Source organism: Litoreibacter arenae DSM 19593, assembly GCF_000442275.2.
Taxonomy (GTDB): Bacteria; Pseudomonadota; Alphaproteobacteria; order Rhodobacterales; family Rhodobacteraceae; genus Litoreibacter; species Litoreibacter arenae.
In genome coordinates this window covers 1,020,740-1,042,465 of sequence record NZ_KE557314.1, presented here as the reverse complement: position 1 = coordinate 1,042,465, position 21,726 = coordinate 1,020,740, and the positions used below count along the sequence as shown (strand labels likewise).

24 protein-coding genes and 1 pseudogene are annotated in these 21,726 nt (G+C 60.6%); 16 read left to right on the top strand and 9 right to left on the bottom strand.

Annotated features, from left to right (window positions below):
- Positions 1-11: 11 nt before the first annotated feature.
- Positions 12-185, top strand: coding sequence for a DUF1674 domain-containing protein (locus tag THALAR_RS17425; protein ID WP_021102924.1), 174 nt, complete (start codon positions 12-14; stop codon positions 183-185).
- A gap of 1 nt (position 186) precedes the next feature.
- Here THALAR_RS17425 and THALAR_RS17420 read toward each other — a convergent pair whose 3' ends face one another.
- A complete protein-coding gene (locus THALAR_RS17420; protein ID WP_040819186.1) occupies positions 187-546 on the bottom strand; it encodes a hypothetical protein in 360 nt (119 codons plus the stop codon).
- 107 nt (positions 547-653) lie between these two features.
- Between THALAR_RS17420 and THALAR_RS19050 the strand changes: the two are divergent.
- Positions 654-785: pseudogene (locus THALAR_RS19050) on the top strand (DUF1674 domain-containing protein); the annotation flags it as partial.
- A gap of 39 nt (positions 786-824) precedes the next feature.
- Here the strand turns inward: THALAR_RS19050 and THALAR_RS18900 are convergent.
- Entirely contained in the window at positions 825-1,565 is a 741-nt protein-coding gene (locus tag THALAR_RS18900) for a hypothetical protein (protein ID WP_040819183.1), read from the bottom strand.
- Positions 1,566-1,665: 100 nt separating this feature from the next.
- Positions 1,666-2,466, bottom strand: coding sequence for a 4-hydroxy-tetrahydrodipicolinate reductase (gene dapB, locus THALAR_RS17410; protein WP_021102922.1), 801 nt, complete (start codon positions 2,464-2,466; stop codon positions 1,666-1,668).
- Between the two features lie 79 nt (positions 2,467-2,545).
- On the opposite strand from dapB, the gene rbfA reads away from it, so the two are divergent.
- From rbfA to THALAR_RS17385, 5 genes are all read left to right on the top strand, one after another.
- On the top strand, positions 2,546-2,962 hold the full coding sequence (gene rbfA, locus THALAR_RS17405) for a 30S ribosome-binding factor RbfA (RefSeq protein ID WP_040819180.1): 417 nt from the start codon (positions 2,546-2,548) through the stop codon (positions 2,960-2,962).
- Complete coding sequence (locus THALAR_RS17400) at positions 2,940-3,680, top strand: phosphodiester glycosidase family protein (RefSeq protein ID WP_051153802.1); 741 nt, start codon at positions 2,940-2,942, stop codon at positions 3,678-3,680. Before rbfA ends, THALAR_RS17400 begins: the two co-directional genes overlap by 23 nt.
- Before the next feature lie 61 nt (positions 3,681-3,741).
- On the top strand, positions 3,742-4,650 hold the full coding sequence (truB, locus tag THALAR_RS17395; RefSeq protein WP_021102919.1) for a tRNA pseudouridine(55) synthase TruB: 909 nt from the start codon (positions 3,742-3,744) through the stop codon (positions 4,648-4,650).
- Between the two features lie 39 nt (positions 4,651-4,689).
- On the top strand, positions 4,690-5,202 hold the full coding sequence (locus tag THALAR_RS17390; protein ID WP_040819178.1) for a DUF1643 domain-containing protein: 513 nt from the start codon (positions 4,690-4,692) through the stop codon (positions 5,200-5,202).
- A gap of 1 nt (position 5,203) precedes the next feature.
- Positions 5,204-6,067 carry an alpha/beta fold hydrolase gene (locus THALAR_RS17385; protein ID WP_021102917.1) on the top strand — a complete coding sequence of 288 codons (864 nt, stop codon included), beginning with the start codon at positions 5,204-5,206 and terminating at the stop codon, positions 6,065-6,067.
- A 12-nt stretch (positions 6,068-6,079) separates the two neighbouring features.
- On the opposite strand, the gene THALAR_RS17380 is transcribed toward THALAR_RS17385, so the two are convergent.
- Positions 6,080-7,252, bottom strand: a complete 1,173-nt coding sequence (locus THALAR_RS17380) for a calcium-binding protein (protein ID WP_051153798.1) — start codon at positions 7,250-7,252, stop codon at positions 6,080-6,082.
- 357 nt (positions 7,253-7,609) lie between these two features.
- Between THALAR_RS17380 and rpsO the strand changes: the two genes are divergently transcribed.
- The 4 genes from rpsO (at position 7,610) to yghX (ending at position 12,146) form a co-directional block, all read left to right on the top strand.
- Complete coding sequence (gene rpsO / locus THALAR_RS17375; protein ID WP_021102915.1) at positions 7,610-7,879, top strand: 30S ribosomal protein S15; 270 nt, start codon at positions 7,610-7,612, stop codon at positions 7,877-7,879.
- A 210-nt stretch (positions 7,880-8,089) separates the two neighbouring features.
- Entirely contained in the window at positions 8,090-8,806 is a 717-nt protein-coding gene (locus tag THALAR_RS17370) for a sterol desaturase family protein (protein ID WP_021102914.1), read from the top strand.
- 186 nt (positions 8,807-8,992) lie between these two features.
- On the top strand, positions 8,993-11,128 hold the full coding sequence (pnp, locus tag THALAR_RS17365) for a polyribonucleotide nucleotidyltransferase (protein ID WP_021102913.1): 2,136 nt from the start codon (positions 8,993-8,995) through the stop codon (positions 11,126-11,128).
- 130 nt (positions 11,129-11,258) lie between these two features.
- A complete protein-coding gene (yghX, locus tag THALAR_RS17360; protein WP_021102912.1) occupies positions 11,259-12,146 on the top strand; it encodes a YghX family hydrolase in 888 nt (295 codons plus the stop codon).
- Between the two features lie 63 nt (positions 12,147-12,209).
- Here the strand turns inward: yghX and THALAR_RS17355 are convergent, their stop codons facing one another.
- A complete protein-coding gene (locus THALAR_RS17355) occupies positions 12,210-12,758 on the bottom strand; it encodes a CIA30 family protein (RefSeq protein ID WP_322786917.1) in 549 nt (182 codons plus the stop codon).
- Positions 12,759-12,901: 143 nt separating this feature from the next.
- Here THALAR_RS17355 and THALAR_RS17350 point away from each other — a divergent pair, with 143 nt between their 5' ends.
- A complete protein-coding gene (locus tag THALAR_RS17350) occupies positions 12,902-13,462 on the top strand; it encodes a L,D-transpeptidase (protein ID WP_021102910.1) in 561 nt (186 codons plus the stop codon).
- 74 nt (positions 13,463-13,536) lie between these two features.
- Here THALAR_RS17350 and THALAR_RS17345 read toward each other — a convergent pair whose 3' ends face one another.
- Positions 13,537-14,187: a peroxiredoxin gene (locus THALAR_RS17345; RefSeq protein WP_021102909.1), complete on the bottom strand. Its 651-nt coding sequence runs from the start codon at positions 14,185-14,187 to the stop codon at positions 13,537-13,539.
- A gap of 81 nt (positions 14,188-14,268) precedes the next feature.
- Here THALAR_RS17345 and THALAR_RS17340 point away from each other — a divergent pair, with 81 nt between their 5' ends.
- The 4 genes from THALAR_RS17340 (at position 14,269) to THALAR_RS17325 (ending at position 17,705) form a co-directional block, all read left to right on the top strand.
- Positions 14,269-15,693 (top strand): aldehyde dehydrogenase family protein, encoded by a 1,425-nt coding sequence (locus tag THALAR_RS17340; protein WP_021102908.1) that lies wholly within the window; start codon positions 14,269-14,271, stop codon positions 15,691-15,693.
- Between the two features lie 110 nt (positions 15,694-15,803).
- Entirely contained in the window at positions 15,804-16,688 is an 885-nt protein-coding gene (locus THALAR_RS17335; RefSeq protein ID WP_021102907.1) for an MBL fold metallo-hydrolase, read from the top strand.
- Between the two features lie 9 nt (positions 16,689-16,697).
- Positions 16,698-17,081, top strand: a complete 384-nt coding sequence (locus tag THALAR_RS17330) for a rhodanese-like domain-containing protein (RefSeq protein ID WP_021102906.1) — start codon at positions 16,698-16,700, stop codon at positions 17,079-17,081.
- Positions 17,082-17,123: 42 nt separating this feature from the next.
- The gene (locus THALAR_RS17325) at positions 17,124-17,705 is read left to right on the top strand and encodes a VOC family protein (RefSeq protein WP_021102905.1); all 582 of its coding nucleotides are present in this window, start codon (positions 17,124-17,126) and stop codon (positions 17,703-17,705) included.
- Between the two features lie 6 nt (positions 17,706-17,711).
- On the opposite strand, the gene THALAR_RS17320 is transcribed toward THALAR_RS17325, so the two are convergent.
- From THALAR_RS17320 to THALAR_RS17310, 3 genes are read right to left on the bottom strand one after another with little or no spacing between them, the layout of a single operon-like run.
- Positions 17,712-18,359, bottom strand: a complete 648-nt coding sequence (locus tag THALAR_RS17320; protein ID WP_021102904.1) for an RluA family pseudouridine synthase — start codon at positions 18,357-18,359, stop codon at positions 17,712-17,714.
- Complete coding sequence (rarD, locus tag THALAR_RS17315) at positions 18,349-19,242, bottom strand: EamA family transporter RarD (RefSeq protein ID WP_040819504.1); 894 nt, start codon at positions 19,240-19,242, stop codon at positions 18,349-18,351. Before rarD ends, THALAR_RS17320 begins: the two co-directional genes overlap by 11 nt.
- 37 nt (positions 19,243-19,279) lie before the next feature.
- A complete protein-coding gene (locus tag THALAR_RS17310; RefSeq protein ID WP_021102902.1) occupies positions 19,280-21,721 on the bottom strand; it encodes a GcvT family protein in 2,442 nt (813 codons plus the stop codon).
- Positions 21,722-21,726 lie beyond the last annotated feature (5 nt).

The following is a 21,726-nucleotide window of genomic DNA, read 5'->3' as shown; positions in this document are numbered from 1 at the left end:
GGACGCGGGACATGACGGACAAGCAAGACCTGCCCCCAGAGGCCATTCGCGCATTGGAAGAAGCCGCCGCGCGCAAGAAGGCCGAGAAAGACCTGAATTTGCCGCCAGAGCTGGGTGGCCGCGAAGGGCCGGAGCCAGTCCGCTACGGCGACTGGGAGCGCAAGGGGATTGCGGTCGACTTCTAGATCAGCGCATCGTCAGATCGGCATAACGCCCCGTGCCCTTGTCGGAGCGGAACCGGATCACGTCCCCATGGACTTTCACGACCTGACAATTCGGCCCGAGGTCCATGTCCCCCCAGAACAGATCACGGCAAAAGAAGCCGTCACGCCACTGCCACTGGCCCTTCACCTTGCGCCCGTAGGCTCTTCCGCCAATAGCCCCGTCCGGCTGGACGCTAACCGATATCCCGAAAATGGTGAGGTTTTTCCCACTGACGGTCTGCACAAATTCCGACTTGGTCGAGATACGCTCGAACGCCGCAGCAGGCAGCGCCATGCATGCCAGAAAGGCGGCGGCGTAAGATGAGCGTCTAAGAGCGGTCATGGCGTCATTCTCCCGGTGGCTACGGGAGTGTTACGGCATGTTGGGCGGGTTGGATCAGTTGGGGGCTATAAGCGCGGCAAGCCCAGCATATCGCATTCATCCAAACCTTGGCCCAGACCCCACAGGCATTGGAAGAGGCACTGCACAAGAGAAGGCAACCGGGTGATCTGGAGTTGTCAGACAAGTTGGGTGGTCGCGACGAGCCAGAGTCCGTGCGGTATGGCGATTGGGAACATAAAGGAATTGCGGCCGCTTTTTGGGGGGATATCGCCTTGAGCTTAAAGCAACTCATTATTTCTCAGCGCCATATGCATTGTGTAAGCGACTTGACCAGCCCGTCCTCTTGTTTGCTCCAAAGCATCGGAGGTCATCGCATCTGTGGTCAACTCAGCTATTCTTTCAGGATCAACTTCATTCAAACGGCCTAAGTTCTTGAGTTGTCTGACGATGAAAGCCGACCCCATAGTCATCATATCAAGGTCGTTAAGCCCTAACTCAAAGGCTTGTACCGTACCATCGAACGCGCCCAGAGCCGCCGCCGCAAACTCAGCATCGGCAACGTCATGTTCCAGAGAACGAAGAAAACTAATGTGATAAATACCTGCTGCATCATATACCTCGTTTAGCCGATCGTCATCCAAGCCATGCTCAAGAGGAGACATTAAATCTGCTCGATCATTGTCTAGGTCGGTGGGAAAATCTGCATCATGCTCTTCATGCCGTAGCGGTACGATGAAATCAGCCTCCGCCTTCGGGTCCATCTGACCAGCGGACCAAGAGCTTACAATGAATGCAACCCCCAGCGGAAACAAGAACGCCAATAAAAGAAACCCAACGACTAAAAACAGCCACCAGTTAGCCTTGAAAAGCGACATAAGTCCGATTTTCTGCAATATTTGCATCTGAACATTCCACCAATAGCGACCAACTATTGCAACGCTGGCAGCCAGAGCTGCCATGCCATCCATGGCCGCTCCGTATGCAACGTGAGAGTCTGGCTTATTGTTGTTGTGGTTCATCTGATACCTTTGGGGATTTTGGTTTTGGGCCATGTAAACTAGTGGTGCTTCGGCTTCGGGAGTATTGAACGGCAAAAAGGTCCCAGCAGCCCTCCAAACCCTAAAGCCCCAACACATCCAGCATATCGTACTCACCCGGCCCCCTGCCCTGCCCCCACAGTGCGGCCTTAAGCGCTCCGCGGGCGAAGACCGCGCGGTCGGTGGCGAGGTGGCGCAGCACGATGCGTTCGCCGTCGGCGGCGAAGATCACGTCATGCTCTCCCACGATGTCTCCGCCACGGATGGCAGAAAACCCGATATCGCCACGTTTACGCGCACCGGTGATGCCGTCGCGGCCGCTGTCTTTGACGTCGTTCAAATCCACACCGCGCCCCTCGGCGGCGGCCTCGCCTAGCATCAGGGCGGTGCCGGACGGCGCGTCGACCTTGTGGCGGTGGTGCGCCTCCACGACTTCGATGTCGTAGTCCTCGTCCAGTGCGGCGGCGACCTTCTTGGTCAGTTGCACCAACAGGTTCACCCCAAGGCTCATGTTGCCGGCGCGCACAATCGGCGCGTGGCGGGCGGCGGCTTTGATCTTGGCAAGATCGGCGTCGCTGAGGCCGGTGGTCCCGATCACATGCACCACGCGGGCCTGTGCGGCCAGCTCCGCCATGGCAACGGTCGCAGCAGGCGTGGTGAAATCAATGATCGCTTGCGCGTCCTTCACGACCTCGGCCGCGTCGGACACCACGGGCACGCCCATTTCGGCCTGTCCCATCGCCACACCCAGGTCCTGCCCGACCCACGGGTGGCTTTCGCGTTCCGTCACACCCACCAAATGCGCGTGGTCAGAGGCCCGAACGGTCTCGATCAGCATCTGGCCCATACGGCCTGACGCGCCGGTGATCACGATACCTGTCATGGCGAAACCCTCTTTATCAGTAGCCCAAGCGGTGTAGGACCTGTTGCAAGGCGCTGGCAAGGGGCTTAAGTCCCACCCTATGGCTAAGAACTCAAAATTCGCGGGCGCGGGCCCATCTCAACGGCAACTTCGCGTGGGCGAGCTGATCCGGCGCACCCTGTCGGAAGTTCTCAGCCGCGGGGAAATCCACGACCCTGACCTCAACCGCATGTCGATCACCGTGAGCGAGGTGCGCGTCACCCCCGACCTGCGCATCGCTACGGCCTTCGTGCTGCCCTTGGGTGGCAAGGATAAGGAAGAGGCGTTACAGGCGCTGGCCCGCAACAAGGGTGAAATCCGCCACGCGATCACCAAACAGATGTCAGTGAAGCACTCGCCCGATATCCGCTTCATGCTCGACGATACGTTCGACCGGATGGACGAGACGAACCGTCTGTTTGCCAGCGAGGCGGTGCGCCGCGATCTGGCGTCTGATGACGATGCTGGCGAGGATTAGCGCCGCCGCGCTCGCCTGCCTGCTGGCTTCCCCCGCGCTGGCCGATGGTTGCCGCGATGTTTCGCATTTGGGGGATAGCTACACGGTTTGCACAGTCGACAACCCCGCCACGCTGGGCCTTTGGCTCAACGACAATGACGGCCTCGTCATCGGCGAGTTCTTCAGTCTGGAAGAGTATCTGGCCGAGCAGGGCAAAACCCTGACCTTCGCCATGAACGGCGGCATGTTCCACGAAGACCGCCGCGCGGTGGGGCTGTTCATCTCCGACTACTCAGAGCAGGCCCGTCTGGTGACCCGCGAGGGACCGGGCAATTTCGGCCTGCTGCCGAACGGGGTGTTTTGCGTTGAAGGGCAAACCGCGCAGGTGATCGAAAGCCGCGCCTACGCAGCGAACACACCGACTTGTCGTATCGCCACGCAATCCGGCCCGATGTTTGTGATCGACGGCAAGCTACACCCGAAATTTACGCCCGACAGTACCTCCAAGAAACGCCGCAACGGAGTCGGCGTCGACACGCAGGGCCGCCCGCACTTTGTCATCTCTAACGGGTTCGTGCGATTTCATGACATGGCCACCTTGTTTCGCGATGAGCTCGACAGCCCAAACGCGCTTTTTCTGGACGGGACCGTGTCGCGCCTGTTCTCGGCGGAGCTTGGCCGCTCCGACGCGGGGCCGCGCATGGGGCCGATCATCGGACAAGGGCTGCCGTCGCAATAACCATTGACGCCCGCCACGGCCCGCAATAGCACCCGACCCTTCTATAAAGCAGGAGCACATCATGGGACGCCGCAAAAAAGGTCGCGACATTTCAGGTTGGGTCGTCATCGACAAACCCGCCGGGATCACGTCCACCTCGGTGGTCAACAAGGTGCGCTGGGCGTTCGACGCCAAGAAGGCGGGCCATGCCGGCACGCTGGACCCTGATGCGACCGGCGTTCTGGCCGTGGCTTTGGGCGAGGCGACGAAAACGGTGCCTTATGTGACCGACGCGATGAAGGCTTACCGCTTCACGGTGCGTTTGGGGCAAGCCACCAACACCGACGACGCGGACGGCGAGGTGCTGTCGGAAAGCGGCACGCGCCCATCTGATGACGAAATCGCCGCCGCCCTGCCCGCGCTGACGGGCGAGATCATGCAGGTGCCGCCGAAGTTCTCCGCCGTGAAAATCGACGGGCAACGCGCCTACAAGCTGGCCCGCGACGGCGAAGACGTGGAGATCGCCGCCCGCCCGCTTTTCGTCGAAAGCCTGACGCTGATCGAACGTCCCGACCCCGACCACGTCACGCTGGAAATGGTCTGCGGCAAAGGTGGCTACGTGCGCGCCATCGCGCGGGATCTGGGAGAGGCGCTTGGCTGCTTCGGCCATGTCCGCGAGCTGCGCCGCATCTGGTCCGGCCCGTTCGACGTCGAGGACGGCGTGACGCTGGAAGAACTCGAAGCGGTCGCCAAAACCGACGCGATCATGGACTTCCTCGGCCCGCTGGAAATCGGCCTGGCGGACCTGCCGGAACTGCCCACCACGGAAAGCGGAGCGACCAAGCTGCGCAACGGCAACCCCGGCATGGTGATCGCGACAGATGTGCAATATGGCGACGAAGCGTGGGCCTCGCTGAACGGGCAGGCGGTCGCCGTGGGGCGCTACAAGGCGGGCGAGTTGCATCCGTCGCGGGTGTTCAATACGGCCTGAGACTTGATCCGCCCGGCACAGGCTGGCACAAGCTGGCCCATGATTACCCGCACACATCTCAAGGGCGATGCGGCCTCTACAGCGTTGTATTCCGACTGCGAACGCTACCGCTACGCCCTGACCCGCGTCTGGGACGAGGGCGGCCGCAAGGTGTCTTTCGTCATGTTGAACCCGTCTACCGCGACCGAAGTGCAGAACGACCCCACCGTGGAGCGCTGCGAGCGTCGCGCCCGCGCCTTGGGCTTCGGCGCGTTCCGGGTCTGCAACATCTTCGCGTGGCGCGACACCGACCCGCACAAGATGCGCAAGGCGGCGGAGCCCATCGGCCCCGCCAATGATGCCTCCATTGCCGAGGCTTGCAACTGGGCCGACACCGTCGTCGCCGCTTGGGGCACCCATGGGGAGCATCTGAGCCGCGGCCCGCAGGTCGAGGCGCTGATGCGGTCGACCGGTAACCCGCTATATCATTTGGGGCTCAGCAAGGCAGGGCACCCGAAGCACCCGCTGTATATCGCCTACACGCAACAGCCCGAATTGTGGGGCACGCCATGAGGTGAAATCGGATGACGTGAACATCTCGGTCCATGTCGGCGGCAGCGGTCCGGCGCTGGTGTTCCTCCACGGCTACCCGCAGAACCACATGTGCTGGCAGGGCATCGCGCCCGCGTTCACCCGCGACTTCACCTGCATCGTGCCGGACCTGCGCGGCTATGGCGACAGCGATGCCCCCTTCGACGACAGCGCCAACCACGCCACCTATTCCAAGCGGCAGATGGCGCTGGACCTTGTGGCGGTGCTGGATCATTTCGGCCATGACCGTGCGCATGTTCTGGGTCATGACCGCGGCGGGCGCGTGGCCTATCGCTTCGCGCTGGACCACCCCGAGCGCTTGAGTCGGCTGGGCATTATCGAGATCGTCCCCACCGGCGATTTCTGGCAGTCATGGAACGCGGAGCTGGCTTACAACGCCTACCACTGGACCTTCCTCGCGCAGCCGCATCCTTTGCCGGAGAACATGATTAACGCCAATCCGGTCGCCTATATCGACCACACGCTGAAAAGTTGGGTTAACGCCAAATCGCTGGATGTCTTCCCTGAAGCGGCCTTGGAAAGCTACCGCGCGCAGGCCCGCGATCCCGCGCATATCCATGCCATGTGCGCCGACTACCGTGCGGGCGCGACGTTCGACCGCGCGCTGGACGATGCCGACCGCGCGGCGGGCCGCAAGATCGCGGCGCCGTTGCGGTTTCTGTGGGCAGAGGGCGGCTTTCCGGGTCAAACGGGCGATCCCGCTGCGCTGTGGCGCAACTGGGCCAATGACGTCAGCGACCGCTCTTGCGTCAGCGGCCACTTCGTCATGGAAGAAAACCCCGAAGCGGTGCTCGACTGCTTCGGGGCGTTTTTCAGGTCGGACTGAGGTTTAGGTGGCTTAGGCTGGTGGCGCGACAATGACCGGAGGGGCCACCACCGGAACACCCGCGCCCGCCGAAATCGTCGGCTCGACGTTCAGCGAATTCACCAAGGCAATGTCCGCGACAGTCAAGCTGCCCGGCGTTGTCACCCTGAGCACGACATCACCGTCCATAGCGACATCCGCCGAGCCGTCCGCGTTGTTGACGATGGTCACCACCGGCGCAATCGCGCCGCTGTAGCGCAGCTCTATCTGGTCCTCGGCAGGGTCGAAATCACTCACCGCCCCGGCGGAGCCTGCGTTGATGAACGTGCCCGTAGCAAAGGTGTCGGCACCCTCACCGCCGAATGCCGTGTCGAAATTGCCGATATAGATGAAGTCGTTGCCCTCGTTCCCATAGAGGTTGTCGGCGCCGTCGATCTCGTCTCCGCCATTAAAGAAGGTGCCGAAAACGAAGTCATTGCCCTGACCGCCGCGCACAAGGTCTTCGTCAAGGCCGCCGCCAAGAATGTCATCGCCGAGGCCGCCGCCCACGATGTCTTCGCCCGCGCCGCCGTCAAGGAAATCGTTCCCCGCGCCACCTGCAAGGACGTCGTCACCGGCCCCGCCAAGCAAGCTGTCGTTGTCGGCCTGACCCTGCAACCTGTCGTCGCCTTCGTCACCGGCAAGCCGGTCGTTACCGTCGCCGCCCTCGAGCAGATCGTTGCCCAAACCGCCAGATATGAGGTCGCTCCCCGCACCGCCGCGAGCCGTATCCGCGCCACCTTCGCCGATGACTATATCGTCACCATCCGCGCCAAGAATGGTGTCGTCACCGTCGCCGCCCGCGATCCGGTCATTGCCATCGCCGCCGTTAATTTCGTCATCGCCCGCTTCGCCCGCGATGTCATCATTGCCATCCCCGCCGCGCAGATCGTCGTCGTCGTCGCCGCCAAACACCGTGTCATCGCCAATCCCGCCCGCGATGGTGTCGCCGCTCTCTAAGCCATAGATCACGTCGTCGCCCCCGTGGCCTTCCATGATGTCGATGTCTATGGTGCCGGTCAGGGTGTCGGCGTTATTGGTGCCGATCAGGCCGCCAGGGTTGGGTGGCTCGGACGTGTCGCCGTCTGTAGTTCCACCGCCGTCATCAGAATCAAAGATCGCCCCCAGCAATCCGACAAGGGCCAACAGCCCAACCACTCCCAGCATACCATTTACTCCACGATAGGATCGTTACAAAATTTCTACATTTTAACCATATGTTAACCTGTCATAGGGATGCCACCTGAATCGTCATGATTTCGCCAAACTCCTGTCGGGCGCATGCGTTTGTTTCCATTGGCAGAACAACCGCCACAGCGGCGCAAATTTGGCCGCAATACCGGCACCAAACCGGGGCGTTCGCCGCCCCGAGAAGCAGCAGTCCGCACCAAGATTCGGGCTTTCCTTTTCAGCCCATTCGCCCTATACGCGCCCATCCGCTGTCAATCTGCGGAGCACTCCACGGGCCTTGCTGGACGACATCCCGGCCTGCGCCATTCACACTAACCTGCAAAGGAGACCCCGATGTCGATCACCGCTGAAGAAAAAACACGCCTGATGAAAGAATTCGCGACCAAAGAGGGCGACACCGGTTCGCCCGAAGTCCAAGTCGCCATCCTGACCTCGCGCATCACCACCCTGACCGAGCACTTCAAAACCCACAAGAAAGACAACCACGGTCGTCGTGGCCTTTTGAAGATGGTTGCCCTGCGTCGTAAGCTTCTGGATTACACCAAGAAGAAGGACGAGGCCCGTTACCAAGACCTGATCAAGAAGTTGGGTATCCGCCGCTAACGTCGTATTGAAGATACGACGGGTGTAGTGTAGCGGTTTTCGCAGAAAACCTGCGGGCCACACACGGTAGAAATTCACAAAAGGCCGCGCTCTGAAACAGAGCGCGGCCTTTTCGCATTCCGCCCCGCGTGGAAACGTGACGTCATTCTTGATATGATGCAGTTGGTGTCCTTTGATCGCAAAAGTAGCTCGGTTTGGGAGGACTCTACTATGCGTGAAACATTCCGCGTACTCATCAACATGGGAACGCTACATCGCCTGTTCCCCTTGTGGCTGGCAGGTGTGGCGGTTCTGGTCTTCGCGTTCTCGCCTTGGTTCCTGCTGGCGATTGCCTATGGGATGGTGCTGCAATTCCTCACCGAATACGTGATGCACCGCTTCGTCTATCACCGCGAGCCGCCCACGCGGCAATCGACCTTCAACGAGCTCTACCGCGCCCACATCTCGCACCACGAATTCCCCACAGACGCGGAGTTCTTTACCGGCGATGACCACTGGTATGCAGTCCGCTTCGCGCTGATCTCTTTCGTCGGGCATACCGTTGTGCTGTGGCCCTTCACCGGTCTGGCACCTGCGGCTGCCTTCGCGGCGGTGGCCCTGTTCGTCGGCTCCATCAGCGCATTCACCTTCTACGAATACTGCCACACCCTTGCCCACCTGAAGGTCGAGAAAGGCTGGTTCGGGCGCAAGATCACCCAAAGCCATCTGGTCCACCACTTCCAGGACCACGACGCGACCTTCCATGTCAGCTTCGGGATGGGCTGGATCGACCGCCTGTTCGGCACAGGCTTCGATCAGGCTACAGCCAAGGAGCGCTACGACCGCGAGACGATCATGAGCCTTGGCATGGACCCCGAGGACCTTCGGCTGGTCACTGCCCGCAAGGCTTACGGCATCACCAAGCTGCCACGCGGCAGGCAGGCCTAGAGCGTTCGCGACGGCCGGTCGTCGTACCCCTTCCCAAACGCATAAAACCTCTATATACGCCGCACATCTGAGACTGTGCGCCCTGACCCCGGCGCTCATGCAAAGGATTGGGGTCGGCGGCAATGGGGCCGCCATTCAAACGGGAGACCCGGAAGGCCGGGAGTGCTCCCTGATAGGAAACGATACATGTTCAATGTGACTAAAAAATCCATCGAGTGGGGCGAAGAAACGCTGACACTCGAAACCGGCAAGATTGCCCGTCAGGCAGACGGCTGCGTGATTGCTACCTACGGCGAGACCTCCGTGATGGCCGCCGTGACTTTTGCGAAAGCGCAAAAGCCGGGTCAGGACTTCTTCCCCCTGACCGTCCACTACAACGAGAAATACTACGCCGCGGGTAAAATCCCCGGTGGCTTCTTCAAGCGTGAGGCCCGCCCCACCGAGAAAGAAACCCTGACATCGCGTCTGATCGACCGTCCGATCCGCCCGCTGTTCGTCCCCGGCTTCAAAAACGAAGTTCTGGTGATCTGCACCGTGCTGTCCCACGATCTGGTCAACGACCCTGACATGGTTGCGATGATCGCGGCCTCCGCCGCGCTGACGATCTCCGGCGCGCCGTTCATGGGTCCGATTGCGGCTTGCCGCGTAGGCTTTGAGGATGGCGAGTACATCCTGAACCCTGAAATGGACGACATGCACAACCTGCGTCAGAACCCTGACCAGCGTCTGGACCTCGTCGTCGCCGGCACCAAAGACGCCGTGATGATGGTGGAATCGGAAGCCTACGAGCTGACCGAGGACGAAATGCTGGGTGCCGTGGAATTTGCCCATGAGCAGATCCAGCCCGCCATCGACCTGATCATCGACTTCGCGGAAGACTGCGCGAAAGAGCCGTTCGACTTCCAGGCCCCCGACTATTCCGACCTCTACGAGGCCGTGAAGAAATCCGGTGAGGAAGCCATGCGTGCCGCCTACGCAATCACCGACAAGCAAGAGCGCACCGCCGCTGTTTCTGCTGCCAAGGAGACCGCGAAAGAAGGTCTGTCCGAAGAGCAGCTGGAAGACGAAAACCTTGGTGCCGCGCTCAAGAAGCTCGAATCCACCGTTCTGCGTGGCGATGTGGTGAAGAACAAGAAGCGTATCGACGGGCGTAACCTCGACGAGATCCGCGACATCGTGAGCGAAGTTGGCTTGCTGCCACGGACCCACGGCTCCGCGCTGTTCACCCGTGGCGAGACCCAGGGTCTGGTTGTGACCACGCTGGGCACCGGCGACGACGAGCAGATGATCGACAGCCTGCAAGGCATGTATAAGTCGAACTTCCTGCTGCACTATAACTTCCCGCCCTACTCGGTTGGTGAAGTTGGTCGCTTCGGCCCTCCCGGCCGTCGTGAAATCGGTCACGGCAAGCTGGCATGGCGCGCGCTTCAGGCAGTTCTGCCTCCGGTAACCGACTTCCCCTACACCATCCGTCTGGTCTCCGAGATCACCGAATCCAACGGCTCGTCCTCCATGGCGTCGGTCTGCGGTGGCTCCCTGTCCATGATGGACGCTGGCGTTCCACTGAAAGCACCGGTTGCCGGTGTGGCCATGGGCCTGATCCTCGAAGACGACGGCTCCTACGCGGTTCTGTCCGACATCTTGGGTGACGAAGACCACCTTGGCGACATGGACTTCAAGGTTGCGGGTACCGAGAACGGCATCACGTCCTTGCAAATGGACATCAAGGTTGCAGGCATCACGCCCGAGATCATGAAAACCGCTTTGGCGCAGGCCAAAGAGGGCCGTTTGCATATCCTGGGCGAAATGAACAAGGCGCTGTCCTCGGCTGGCTCCTTCTCCGAGCACGCTCCGCGCATCGAGACGATGCAGGTACCTACGGATAAAATCCGCGAAGTCATCGGCTCCGGCGGCAAGGTCATCCGCGAAATCGTGGAAGTGTCCGGTGCCAAGGTCGACATCAATGACGACGGCATCATCAAGATCGCATCACCAAACGCCGACGCGATCAAGAAGGCCTATGACATGATCCACTCGATCGTGGCCGAGCCGGAAGAAGGTGCCGTCTATACCGGCACCGTTGTGAAGATCGTCGACTTCGGCGCCTTCGTGAACTTCTTCGGCAAGCGCGACGGTCTGGTGCACGTTTCCCAGATCGAAAACCGCCGCCTGAACCATCCGTCCGACGTCCTCAAAGAGGGCCAGGAAGTGAAGGTCAAGCTGCTGGGCTTCGACGATCGCGGCAAGGTGCGCCTGTCGATGAAAGTCGTCGATCAGGAAACCGGCGAAGAGGTCAAGAAAGAGGAAGCGGTAGAGGAGTAAATCCCGTCCGATCCTGAAAATCACAAGCCCCGGCGGAAACGTCGGGGCTTTTTTTGTACGGCGGAAAGTGAGCCTTGGCGCATTGAAGTTCAGCGTTACTATATTCTCATCCAACCAAGGAGCTACTCCAATGCAACGCAAGAAAGCCTCCGACTTCGACCCCCGTCTACTGGAACTCTATGACGGTTACGTCCACGGCAAGATGACCAAACGGGCGTTTCTGTCCAACGCGACCAAATATGTGGCGGCAGGTGTCACCGCTGCCGCAGTTCTGGAAAGCCTTCAGCCGAATTACGCGCTGGCCCAGCAAGTCGCGCCCGATGATCCCGACATCGAAACCATGACCGTCGAATATGAAAGCCCCGACGGCCACGGCACAATCAAGGGCCTCATGGCCAAGCCCGCCGGGGCCACAGGCAAGCTGCCCGCCGTGCTGGTGATCCACGAAAACCGGGGATTAAACCCCTATATCGAGGACGTCGTGCGCCGCACCGCCAAGGCGGGATATCTCGCGTTCGGGCCGGACGGGCTGACGCCCTTGGGCGGCTACCCCGGCAACGACGATGACGGTCGTGCCATGCAGAAGGAACTCGACGGCGCCAAACTGATGGAAGACTTCTTCGCCGCCTTCGAATTTCTGGTGAACCACGAAGAGTCTACCGGCAAAGTTGGGGCGGTGGGGTTCTGCTATGGTGGCGGCGTATGCAACGCGCTGGCGGTGGCCTATCCCAATATGGCGGCGTCCGTGCCCTTCTACGGACGTCAACCCGATGCGTCGGATGTACCAGCGATCGAGGCAGCGCTTCTGATCCACTACGGCGGCCTGGACGAACGCATCAATGCGGGCTGGCCTGCCTATGAAGCTGCTTTGAAAGAGCACGGCAAAAACTACGAGGCGTATATCTACGAGGGGGCCAACCATGGCTTCCACAACGACACAACGCCCCGCTACGACGAAGCCGCCGCGCAACTCGCATGGGACAGGACGCTGGCACATTTCCAGACCTATCTAACCTAGGGTCTGGGTCGCCAGATCGCACCACGCGAATAGCCCCGGCGGAAACGTCGGGGTTTTTCATGTCTAGTCTTTGTATAAACCAACAGCGGCGACGGCGACATCTGCCTCGAACTCCCTGCCGATGGCGAGAACACCAATCCTGCGCAGGCGCTCCGTGTTCAGGGCCGTGTCGGTGCGATGCGGCTCGAAATCCGTAAAGGGCATCCGTATCTCGGTCCATTCCTCAGGCGCGACGAAATCGGCGCGGAAGGATTGCCACGGGCGGCTCAACTCATCCGTGCGCAGGCGAAGGTCGTACTCTTCGTGATTGCCCGAAACTTCTAACCAGATGCCACTCCACTCAGAGGCATCGAACGCCCCGCCATCCGGCCCAAGATCGAACGCCATCTGCACGAAGCCGCCATTGTTGTCCAACGACACCTGCCCTTGCAGACGCATCGCCTCACGGCCCTTGACCTCTGCCTTGGTCGCGCGGCCGCTTGACACCCCACCCATGACGCCATCCGCGACGTATTCCCAATCGGGATTCAGCTTCATCTGCGTCTCCTCCGCCGCGACGGAGTTGCCCGCAAGCAACAGCGCAAAAGCGGCTAACAGTTGGTTTTTGCTCATAGTCTGGAAACGTGGCGTGGCATCCCTGCAATTCAAGGCCTGCAATCACAGTCCTTTTATTGCCCCTTCACACAAATGTTGGGTAAACTGCCGAAACAACGCCGCCCCTTCGACGTTTTTGAGGGGAAAGGAAGGGATAAAGAATGATTGACCGTCGTACACTTTTGACTACCTCCATCGCCGCCGCAGCCGTCGGCACGCCCGCGCTGGCGCAGCGCAAGGCTTGGGTGATGCCGGAGGAATACAAACCCCGTATCGTGACGCTCCAAGGCGGCCTGCCAGCGGGCGAGATCCATGTCGACCCGCGTGCCTTTGCGCTCTACTGGACGCTGCCCGAGGGCAAAGCCATCCGCTACACTTGCGGCATCGGTCGTGCGGGGCTTTATGAGTCCGGCACATTTACCGTGGGTGCCAAGAAGGAATGGCCCGCCTGGACCCCAACGCAGGAAATGATTGAACGCGACCCGGCCTCCTACAAAAAGTGGGAAGACGGCCAGCCCGGTGGCCCTGCGAACCCGCTTGGGGCGCGGGCGCTCTACCTGTTCGTGCCGCGCAGGGGTGACACGTTCCTGCGCATCCACGGCACGTCCGCGCCTTGGACCATCGCGTCAGCGGTCTCCAACGGCTGCGTGCGGCTGACAAACGCCCATATCGCGCATCTGTATCAACAGGTGCCGAAAGGCGCGAAGGTCGTTCTGCACTAGGCTGAACCGGCCCTATCAAACGCAAAAGGCCGACCCCAACGGGTCGGCCTTCGCATGTTCAGCTAACAAAAGGCTCAGGCCGGCGCTTTGATCGTGCGCAGGTAAGGCAGCACCTCGTTCACGTCGCCGTATTTCGCCTTGGCGTCTTCGGTGCTGACGGAGGTCGGCACAATCACGTCCTGACCCAGTTCCCAGTTCGCAGGCGTCGCAACGCCTTTGGCGGCCATTTGCAGCCCGTCCAGCGCGCGCAGGATCTCCGCGAAGTTGCGGCCCACGGTCATCGGGTAGGTCATCGACAGCTTCAACTGCTTGTCCGGCCCCACGATAAAGACCGAGCGCACGGTGGCACTGTCAGCAGGTGTGCGGCCGTCCGGCAGGTAGGCTTCGGCGGGCAGCATGTCGAAAGCCTTGGCCATCTTAAGGTCTTCATCCGCGACGATGGCGAACTCCGCCTTGGCGTCGGCGACCTTCTCGATGTCTTTCTTCCACTGAACGTGCTCGTCCACACCGTCGACCGAGACACCAAGCACCTTGGTGTTGCGCTTGGCCCATTCATCGGCCAGTTGGGCTACCGCGCCGAATTCGGTCGTGCAGACGGGGGTGAAGTCCTTCGGATGCGAAAAGATCACGGCCCAGCTGTCGCCCACGAAGTCGTGCAGGCTGATGTCGCCCTTATCGGTGGTTACGGTCATGTCGGGAATTGTGTCGTTAATGCGCAGACCCATGGCGGTCTCCTTCCATTTGTGATTTCTGGTGCCAATATAGTGATGGCAATCGCCATACACACCCCCGAACGGAGGCACCTCATGTCCAATCTCAAGAATTTCTACATTAACGGTCAATGGGTCGCACCCGCGGTCGCGAACGACTTTGATGTCATCAATCCGTCGAACGAAGAGGTTTGCGCAACGATCTCTTTGGGCAGTCAGGCCGACACCGATGCCGCCGTCGCCGCAGCCCGCGCCGCGTTCGAGGATTGGGCCTTCACCCCCAAAGCCGAGAAGATGGCGCTCATCAAGAAGCTGCTGGAGGTCTACAACGCCCGCGCCGAGGAAATGGCCCAAGCCATGTCCATGGAGATGGGCGCGCCGCAAAAACTGGCCCGTGCACAGCAGGTCGGCGCGGGGTCGTGGCATCTGGAAGGCTTCATCAAGGCGTTCGAGAATTTCGAGTTCGACACGCCGTTCACCGACACCGAAATGACCCTGCGGGAGCCTATCGGCGTCTGCGCCCTCATCACGCCTTGGAACTGGCCCATGAACCAGATCGTGCTGAAAGTGGTCCCCGCGCTGGCCGCTGGCTGCACCGTCGTGCTGAAGCCGTCCGAGATCGCGCCGCTCTCCGGCATCCTGTTCTCGGAGTTCATGGACGAGGCGGGCTTCCCCGCAGGCGTCTACAACATGGTCAACGGCGACGGGCCGGGTGTCGGCTCGCAACTGTCGGCGCATCCGGATGTGGACATGGTATCCTTCACCGGCTCGTCCCGCGCGGGCAAGCTTATCACCAAGGCCGCCGCTGATACGCTGAAACGCGTATCGCTGGAACTTGGCGGCAAGGGCGCGAACATCATCTTCGCCGACGCGCGTGACAATGCCGCCAGCGATGGTGCCATGCGGTGCTTCCGCAACACCGGCCAAAGCTGCAACGCACCGACCCGCATGTTCGTGGAACGCTCCCGCTATGACGAGGCGGTCGCGCAGGTCAAGGAAACCGCCGAGAATACCAAGGTCGCGCCCGCGTCCGAGGACGGCAACCATATCGGACCACTGGTCTCCGAGGCGCAGTTCGACAAGGTGCAAGACCTGATCCAGAAGGGCATCGACGAAGGCGCGACCCTGCTGGCTGGCGGTGTTGGCCGCCCCGACGGGCTGAACCGCGGCTTCTTTGCGAAGCCGACAGTGTTCACCGACGTGACGCCGGATATGACGATCTACAAGGAAGAAATCTTCGGCCCCGTCCTGTGCGTCATGCCCTTCGACAGCGAAGCCGAGGTCATCGAGATGGCCAACGACACGCCCTACGGCCTGACCAACTATATCCAGACCGAGGACACCGAGAAACGCCGCCGCGTGGCGCGCCGCTTGCGGTCGGGCATGGTGGAAACCAACGGCTCCGGCTTCGCCCAAGGCTCGCCCTTCGGCGGCTACAAGCAGTCCGGCAATGGCCGCGAAGGCGGCGCGTTCGGGATCGAGGAATTCCTTGAGGTGAAAGCCGTATCCGGCTGGAACTAACCCAAAGCGGGCCGGACATCTGTTCGGCCCGCGTTACATTTGCGCCCTAGCTTTGGAACAAATTCGCGTTTCGGAATGTTTGTTAGTGACACAAGCACGGAGGGTTTTCCATGATTTCGCGAACCAGCCACTCTAATGGCGCACAATCACCCGAAGTCGTAGGCTTCTACGACAAAGACACGGGCAGCATCCAGTACCTTGTCACCGACCCCGACACGCGCAAATCCGCGTTGGTCGACGTGGTCATGACGTTCGACCCGGAAAGCGCGGCCACGTCTTCTGCAAGCGTAGACGCGATCCTTCGCTTTGCCGAAAGCGAGGGCTGTGAGATCGAATGGATTCTCGATACCCATCCCCATGCCGACCACTTGATGGCCTCAAGCTATCTCAAGGAAAAGCTCGGCAAGCCCAACGCCATCGGTGAGAAGGTCAAGGACATCGCGGAGCTGTGGCGCGACTACTACCACATGCCCGACGCGTTCGATCCGGATCAGGATTTCGACCACCTGTTTGCCGACGGCGATACCTTCAAGATCGGTAACCTGCCCGTGCGCGTGATGCTGTCACCGGGTCACACACTTGGCTCCATCACCTATGTGGTCGGCGACGACGCGGCATTCGTGCATGACACGTTCATGCAGCCCAGTGTCGGCACGTCGCGCTGTGACTTTCCCGGCGGATCGGCGGCGGAGCTCTATGACAGCCTGCATTCCATTCTGGACCTGCCGGACGAAACGCGCCTGTTCGTCGGCCACGACTACGAGGAAACCCCCGCATGGGAGGCCACCGTGGCCGAGCAACGGCGGCACAACATCCACATCGGCGGCGGCGTCGAAAAGAACGCTTATGTCCAACGGCGGGAGGCACGTGACAAGACGCTCGCCCTGCCCGACCGCATGTTGCATGTTTTGCAAATGAACCTGCGGGCAGGACGTCTGCCCGACACCGAGGCGGATGGCGCAAGCTATCTGAAAATCCCACTGAACAAATTCTGAGAGGACATCATGAAGACAGAAAACATCGAAGGCGGCACGCTTGAGACATGGACCCCGCAAGAGGTTCAGGCGGGGTTCGAGCGAAACGAGGTCGTGCTGATCGACGTGCGCACGCCGCAGGAATTCACCTTCGAGCGCATCGCAGGCGCCTTGCTGGCGCCAATGCAGGCGTTCCATCCCGAACACCTGCCAAGCGAGGCGGACAAGCGGCTGGTGCTGCATTGCGGGTCCGGCGCGCGGTCGCACAAGGTGGCGGAACAGTGTCTAAAACACGGGTTTACGCGTATCGCGCATATGGGTGGCGGCCTGGCTGGCTGGAAAGATGCCGGTCTGCGTTACACCGGCACTGACATGAGCACGGGCGGACCGAAGGAAATGGTGAAAGACGGCTAACTTCTCCCACGTTAGGCTTTGCCAACAGCTAAAGGAGGCGACATGCGCAAAATTCAGGCCCAAGGCATCCACCATATCACCTTGATGGGGGCGGACCGGCAGACCTCCATCGACTTTTGGGAGGGGGTGCTCGGCATGCCCTTCATTTTCGACCAGCCCAATCTGGACGACCCAAGCGAGGGTCACCTGTATTTCGACCCCGGCGACGGCAGGCTCATCACGGTCTTCACCAACGAGAACCGCACGCGGGCGCACCGGCGCACGCCAACAGACGCGGGGTGCGTGCATCATCTGGCAATCAACGTGTCGCTCGCCACCTTCCGGCAGATCGAGGCGCGGCTGGACGCACGCGGCATCCCCCATTCCGGCCACAAGGACCGCGGTTTCATGGACAGCATCTATTTCAAGGACCCGCTTGGCTTCCTGATCGAATGCGCCTGCTACAAGTTTGAGCCACCCGTGGGCTGCACCCATGCCGACGTCATGATCGAGGCCCACAAACTGCGGGTAAAGGCAGGCGATGACAGCATTGGCGAGGTCCATCTTGCCGACGCGATCGAGTTGCTGGTGGAGAGGACACAAAGCTCCCTTTCAGACGATCGCAGCGCTAAATCGCCTTATTAGACCCTGTTAGAACGGCACCTTCGCCTTGAACTCGGTGGCCTTTCCCCCCTGCGGGTGGCGCAGCTTCAGGCTTTCGGCGTGCAGCATCATGCGGGGGTAGTCAGCCGCATTCTCGGAATAGAACGGATCGCCCAGTATCGGATGCCCCATCGCCTGCATATGCACCCGCAGCTGATGCGACCGTCCCGTATGCGGATACAGCCGCATCCGCGTCACCCCATCCTTCACCGCCCCCCGCCGCCATTGGGTAACGGCCTGCTTGCCATGGACGAAATTGACATGCTGAAGCGGGCGGTTCGGCCAGTCGACGACCATCGGCAAGTGGATCTCGCCAGTTTTGCCCGCGACTTCACCGTGGACCAGCGCGGCATAGGTTTTCTTGGTATGCCGCCGCTCGAACTGCAAGCCCAGGTGCCGTTGCGCAGATTTTTTCAGCGCAAAAACCATCACACCGGACGTATCCCGATCCAGCCGGTGAACCAGCAACGCGGTCGGGAAAGCGGCCTGAATGCGGGTGATGAGGCAATCGGCCAGCCCCTCCCCCTTGCCGGGTACGGACAACAGGCCCGCCGGCTTGTTCACCAAGAGAATGTCCGCATCCTCGTGGATGATATCGAGCGGATCGTCGGGCGGGTTGTAGTCGCTACTTCCCACGATTTCTGACCATCGAATAGGTATAAAGGATCAACGCCGCCCAGATCATCGGGAAGGCAATGGCGCGGGCGGTGCCGAAGGGCTCCCCGAACACGAACACGGCGACCAGAAAGATCATCGTCGGCGCGATATACTGCAGGATCGCAATGGTCGTCAGCCGCAACCGCTTGGCCCCGTTCGCATAAAGCAGCAGTGGAACGGACGTGACCACACCGCACCCCAGCAGCATCCAGGTATCGGTCGAGAAATGGCTCGTGCCCGCGCTGCCTGCATAGATCCAATACGCAAGAGCCGGGATCGAGAGGATCAGCACCTCCAGCAGAAAGCCCTGATTAGGGCCTATTGGCAGTGATTTCTTGAAGAACGCATAGAAGCCCCAGGTCACGGTCAGCCCGATCGCCGCCCATGGCAAGCGGCCCGCATCGACGGTCAGCACCACGACAGCCGCAGTGGCCAGCGCGATGGCGGCCCATTGTAGCGGTGTCAGCCGTTCTTTCAGGATAAGGAACCCGAGGAAAAACGAGAAAATCGGATTGATGTAATATCCCAACGCCGCATCCAACGCCCTGTCAGCCGCGATCGACCAGATGTAGATGCCCCAGTTCAATGATATCAGCGTGGCGGTGACACAGCCCATCGCAAGCATTTTGGGCGTTGTTAGAGCCGTTTTGATATCGCCCGTGCGCCCCATAAGGATCAACACAAGTCCTGCAACGGGCACCGACCAGATGACCCGATGCACCACGATTTCGGCCGCAGGAATGTGCGACAGCGCCTTTATGTAAAGCGGCAGAAAGCCCCACAGGAAATACGCCGAGACGGCAAAACCCAGCCCGGCGGGGCTGTCTTCGGATCGGGGGCGCACATCGTTAAAGCGGGTCATATGGCCATTCACCATCACCACCCGCGAGTTGCAAGGGCTAGGCCTTCACGCGCTCCGATTTCGGGTCATAAAACGGCTTTGATGACACCTCCGCCTTAACGCGGGTTCCGGCGATGTCGATCTCGTAGCTGGATGCCAGCACATCCGCCAGCGCCTCCCCCCGACAGGGGACATACCCCATGCCCATCGCCGCGCCCAAATGGTGACCATAGGCGCCGGAGGTCAGGTAGCTGACGATTTCTCCGTCGCGTAGAATTGGCTCCGCGTGGTAGAGCAGTGGCTCCGGATCGGTCAGCTTGAACTGCAAAAGACGCATGTTTAGACCCTTTTCGGCCTTCTCAAGCACCGCCTCCCGCCCGATAAAGTCGGGCTTGTCCTTCTTGACCGCAAAACCCAGCCCCGCCTCCATCACATGATCCTCGGAGGTGATATCGTGGCCAAAATGGCGGAAGCCTTTTTCCATTCGGCAGGTATCCATCATGTGCATTCCGCACAGCTTCAAGTCCAAGTCCCGTCCCGCCTCGTAAAGGGTCTCGAACACATGGGCCGCCTGATCCGCGCTGACATAGATCTCCCACCCCAACTCGCCCACATAGGTCACGCGATGCGCACGAGCGAGGCCCATGCCGATCTCGATCTCTTGCGCGGTGCCAAAGGGGTTCACCGCGTTGGTGAAATCGGCAGGTGATACCTTTTCGAGCAGTTTTCGCGCACTGGGCCCCATCACGGCCAGCACGCCTTCACCAGCTGTCACGTCTGTGATCACAACTTTGAAATCACCTTGATTGCGGCGCAACCAAGTCTCATCGGCCAGTCTCGTCGCGGCGGGGGTGACCACCAGATAGGCGGTTTCCGACAGGCGCGTGACCGTGACATCAGCCTCAATTCCCGCCTTGGCGTTCAGAAACTGCGTGTAGACGATCTTGCCCACCGGCACGGAAAAGTCACCGCCGCCCACATAGTTCAGGAACGCCTCCGCGTCGCGCCCTTCGACCCTGATCTTGCCGAATGAGGACATATCGTACATGCCAACATTGCTGCGAACCGCGTTGTGTTCGCGGGCGACATTGTCAAAGAAGTTCTGCCGCTTCCACGAATACTCATACTTGGGCTCCTGCCCTTGATCCGCAAACCAGTTGGCACGCTCCCAACCAGCTAGCTCCCCCATCACCGCACCACGCTCCAGCAGGTGCGCATGAAACGGCGTTCGGCGGACACCCCGCGCGGTTTTCTTTTGCAGATAGGGAAAGTGATCGGCATAGAGCAGGCCAAGCGTTTCCTTGGACCGCTCGAACAGATAGCTCCGATTGCCTTGAAACGGCTGCATCCGGCTGATGTCCACGTCACCCAGATCAAACGGCTTCTGCCCCTCGTCCATCCACTGCGCCAGCGCAGACCCGGCCCCGCCAGCGGACTGGATCCCGATCGAGTTGAAACCGGCAGCAATCCAGAAATTGTCCAGCTCCGGCGCAAGGCCAAGATGGTAGGCGTCATCCGGCGTGAACGACTCCGGACCGTTGAAGAACGTATGTATCCCTGCATCCGCCAGCATCGGTAGGCGCTCCACGGCGGCCTCCAGAATTGGCTCGAAGTGATCGAAATCTTCGGGCAGCTGGTCAAACTCAAAATCCTTGGGAATATCCAGCGTCCAGGGCTTCGAAACCGGCTCGAACGCGCCCAGCAGCATTTTCCCCGCGTCTTCCTTGTAGTAGGCGCACTCGTCCGGCACCCGCAGAACCGGCATCTGCGTCAGGCCGGGGATGGCTTCCGTCACGATGTAGAAGTGTTCGCACGAATGAAGCGGCACATTGACGTCCGCCATTCTGCCGATCTGATGGCCCCACATCCCGCCGCAATTAACGACATGTTCTGCCTGAATAGAGCCTGTTTGACCATCCTTGCCCTCCCAAGTCACACCCGTAACCCGACGGCCTTCCTTGTGGATGTCTGTGACCAGATACCCCTCTTTCACCAAAGCGCCATTCTGACGCGCACCCTTGGCAAGTGCGTGCGCGATGTTGGCCGGATCGCCCTGCCCGTCCAGCGGCAGAAAAACCCCGCCAGTCACACCGTCGATATTCAGATGTTCGTAGTGCTGCTTCACCTCTTGCGGCGAAATAGGCTCTGCTTCGACGCCGAAAGACCGTGCCATCGCGGCTTGACGGTTGATCTCCTCCAGCCGCTCGTCAGTCAGGGCAACCGTGATCGACCCACAACGCTTGAAGCCGGTCGCAACGCCCGTCTCGGCCTCCAGATCGCCGTAAAGCTCCTGACTGTATTTCGCCAGCTTGGTCATATTCTTGGTCGCGCGAAGCTGCGCGATAAGGCCAGCCGCGTGCCATGTGGTACCGGACGTCAGTTGCTTGCGCTCCAAAAGCACCACATCTTTCCAGCCCAGCTTGGCGAGGTGATACGCGACGGAGCAACCAATAACGCCGCCACCGACGATAACGACGCGGACATGTGTGGGAAGGGTCATTTCAG